Below are 3,508 nucleotides of genomic sequence, written 5' to 3'. Positions count from 1 at the left end.
TGTCGCGTTGCCCTTAAATCTGAGACACGACGCGTTCGGGGATATTTTTTGCCCTTAATTATGAGATTCGACTGCTATCGCGCCTATGCTTTTCGCGCGCTGCCGGGCGATGTGATCAACCGCGGCAAGCAGACGTGGCTCCTTATCGAAGGCGCGCAATAGAGCAACCCTTGCATAGTCGTCGATGCCGGAGCTTGAGATGGCCGCTTTGACCAGTGGACGGGATTGGGCTGCATCAATTGCAGCAAGGCCAAACAGCCTTACTTCCGGCCTGTGGCCCTGAAGAGCGTATAACGGATCTCCGCGGAAGGCCTTTAATGATACGGCAAAGGTGACCGCGCGCATTGCGCGCCGAAGTTGCTTGGGGCTGCGTAATCGCGCGGCGTATTCAAGCCGCGCGGCGCCGTTGCGCGCACGATTTATCAGCTTTTCGGGCATCTGTTCGCCACTGAGCTTGCCGAGCGTCGGCACAAGTCTCGTCCCGCAAACCTGGCAGTCGAATGCCCAGGCTCGCCTCCAATGCTTGAGCGAAAGGCCCTCTCTGGAGCATTGCAGGCAATGCTGGAATGGCATCTGGGCCGTCAGCGAGGCTTCTCGTGTCGTCATTGCTGGAAAGGTCAAAGATCGCACAACATCTGGATCAACCCGTGCGGCGTTGGCAATCTTCGCCGCCGCAGCCGCGTCGACGTTGAAGTTCAAGGCGGTGCCATGCGCGGTATCTATTCTGAGATGAGCCAGTAGTTCCGCATCATCACAGTAGTTGGCCGCCGCCAGCCGAGACAACCAACCTGACAACAACTCGTCTGGCAGCGGCGCGACAGTCTTGGGCAGCGGGTGCGGCTTCACACCCCGGACTTCTCGAGCCGCCGATGGGGGTTCGCATGGCGCGACCAAACCGGCGTCCATTTTACGATTGCGTCATCGGTGATGCATTCATCACCTGTTACAATGGCGTCGATGGAAAGATCCTTGATCAGGGCGAAAATGCGCGAGGTCACCCCACCGGTCAGTGCAAGTATCTGCTTGAGTGACTTGACCTTCAGGTTGGACTTCTTTTCCAGTGGCATGGCAGCAATAAGGGTCTGGATCATGTCCGAGAACTCGGCATCGTCGCGCCAGTTTGGCAAGTGATGTTCGTCCAGCCGTCGGGCAAGCTGGATATCACCACGGATGGCGTCGACGGCCTCGCTGACCCCAAGACAGACCAGTGACACCTCGAGCTCATTGCTGAGATACCGCAGGACATTGAGAAATCGGCGCTGTTCGCGGTGGGTCCCGGCCAAGAGATTGTGGACCTCGTCGATCATGATCATCCGCAGGCCAAGGTCGCGTAAGAGCGCGATGACACGGACTTCGAGGGAAGCCACATTTTGAGCGCGGGCGCTAAGAGCCGTCGCCGGGGCGCCGACGGCGGCCAGGATGTGCAGATAGAACCGCCGTTCGTCGGGAGCTGGTGGTGCTTGCAACAGCAAGAGCGGCGTTCGCGTAATTCCCGATGCTGGGTCATATTCCGGTGCATATCTGCGCGACAGGTTGCGGGCGATCATCGTCTTGCCGATCCCGGACGCGCCATGCACAAGAAGGCCAGGCATACGGGTTTGCCTTGGCGCTTCGATCATACCCTGCAAACGGTCCAGAACTTGTTCGGCCCGCGGAAAGCCAATCCAGATATCCGATTGAATGAGGGCGATCCGGCCGTCTTCTTCAGTTGTCCCTGCCCTCAATTCACCATCTCTCCACCTTGAACAATGGGCGCGATGTATCACCCGTATCGATCGGGCGCAGCCCTTCGGTTGTCGAGACGGCCGAGTTCGTGCCCTTCAATGTCCCTTTTCTTTCACGGGTTCTGCGTTCGGCCTTCGTCAGGCCCCGGCTTTCAGCTTCGATCTGGCGTTGCTGTCGGATCAGCTCAGCCAGCACCAGCTCATTAGACCCGGACTTGCCAAGGGCACGGGCCTTCCTCATCGCTTCGCGATATTCCCAGAGCGAGACGGGCGGAATTTCCAGGTTTCTGTACCGCGCCTCAACATACCGGCCATCGTCCAGTTCGACCCAGATCATTGAGATATCGCGAGGATCGTAGCGAACGACCACCTTTCCATCCCCGCGCCCAATGTGGCCTGCAAGGGCATCGGACCAGTACCTTATCTGGAACAGATGGATGCCGTCACGCCTGATCTTGCGCAGTTCACTCGGCAGGAAGCTCACCTGAAAGGCTTCCATCTCGAAGGGGATGTCGCCTGTCATTTGCTCTGAGAGCGCCTCCCATTTGGCAACGGGCGTGCAGCCAAGACTTGAATGAATGCTGTTGTTGTAACGGCAGATTTCCAGAGCAAACCAGCGATCGAATTCGCTCAACGTCATCGTGGCCTTGCTTTCGGCGTCATAGTCGCCCTTTGCCGCGATCGAGGATTGCGTTGTTCCCGGCAACAGGTGAACGGCCCCCATCATGGTGCCGATCAACCGTTCGATGTGACCACCGAAGTGAGGACTTGCTGGCGGTCGATAGACCAGATCGATCCCCCAATCCGCACAGGCCGACCGAAAGGCGCGCGACCGGAAATCGCGACCGTTATCGACGTGGATGCTGTGCGGTTTGCCCTGTGCCGGCCAAGGAACATCGCACGCCAATTCCGCAAGAAGTTCCTCCTTGAGGGCCACCGCCTGTGTCAGGCAAAGCGCCACTGACAGACGCGAAGGTGCCTCGAGAGAGGTGTAATATCCGGTCACCATCCGCGTTGCGACGTCGATCGCCAGCGTGACCCAAGGCCGCCCAATTGGTTTGCGTTCAAAGCCGTCGACAAGAATGATGTCCGCCGGTGTATGATCAATTTGGACGATCTCCAGTGGCATACTGGCCTTGTTCTCACCTGTGACCGGCGCAAATTTCTGGCGGGCCGCCTTTGCGCCCTCTCGTGCCTTCGCAACTTCGCGGGCATCCATCGCATCCAGACGACGCTGAACCGTTCGCCGTGTCGGCGGTTGCAAGCCCTCCTGCCAGCAAGCGCTGCGGATTTCTGTCACGACGCGCGACAAGCTCGAACGCTCCCGGCGCAAGAAATAGCGGCGAAGGTGCTCCTCGATTACCGCTTCGACTTTGCTGGATATTAACATCGTCCCGGTCGGGCGGCCCCGTTTCCGCGGAGCCAGAGCGCTGGTGCGCCCACCCTCTTCCGCCAACCGTTTTATCCAACGCCAGACCGTCGCCCTGCTGACACCAAGCTCCCAAACGGCGTCATTGATGCCACGTTCCAGGCTGCCAGTCCCATTGAGATATGCCTGAACAAGAGGGCGCAGCACCGCGGCCCTGCGCGCCTCTTCAGCACCAACAGCAACGCAGTCTTCGCCATCACCATCCATCGATATTTGCCGCAAATGTCTGTGAACCCTATCTCAGGTTTAAGGGCAAAAATATCAGAATTAAAGGCAAAATCTCATATTTAAGGGCAAAGCTCAGCCGTTGATTTCGTTGGATTTCCCATCTCACAATTAAGGGCTACGCGACACC

The 3,508-nt window shown here is 58.2% G+C and carries 3 protein-coding genes; all 3 read right to left on the bottom strand.

The window, feature by feature from the left end:
* Window positions 1-54 precede the first annotated feature (54 nt).
* Genes H1S03_RS17305 through H1S03_RS17295 form a run of 3 tightly spaced genes read right to left on the bottom strand, consistent with a single transcriptional unit; the run spans window position 55 to window position 3,360 of the window.
* Complete coding sequence (locus tag H1S03_RS17305; protein WP_185805306.1) at window positions 55-846, bottom strand: TniQ family protein; 792 nt, start codon at window positions 844-846, stop codon at window positions 55-57.
* Entirely contained in the window at window positions 843-1,724 is an 882-nt protein-coding gene (locus tag H1S03_RS17300) for a TniB family NTP-binding protein (RefSeq protein WP_185805305.1), read from the bottom strand. The genes H1S03_RS17305 and H1S03_RS17300 overlap by 4 nt, the downstream gene beginning before the upstream one ends.
* A gap of 1 nt (window position 1,725) precedes the next feature.
* Window positions 1,726-3,360, bottom strand: coding sequence for a Mu transposase C-terminal domain-containing protein (locus H1S03_RS17295; protein ID WP_156102976.1), 1,635 nt, complete (start codon window positions 3,358-3,360; stop codon window positions 1,726-1,728).
* Window positions 3,361-3,508 lie beyond the last annotated feature (148 nt).

Source organism: Pontivivens nitratireducens, from assembly GCF_014235845.1.
Lineage (GTDB): Bacteria > Pseudomonadota > Alphaproteobacteria > Rhodobacterales > Rhodobacteraceae > Pontivivens > Pontivivens nitratireducens.
This window is presented reverse-complemented; position numbering and strand designations above follow the sequence as displayed.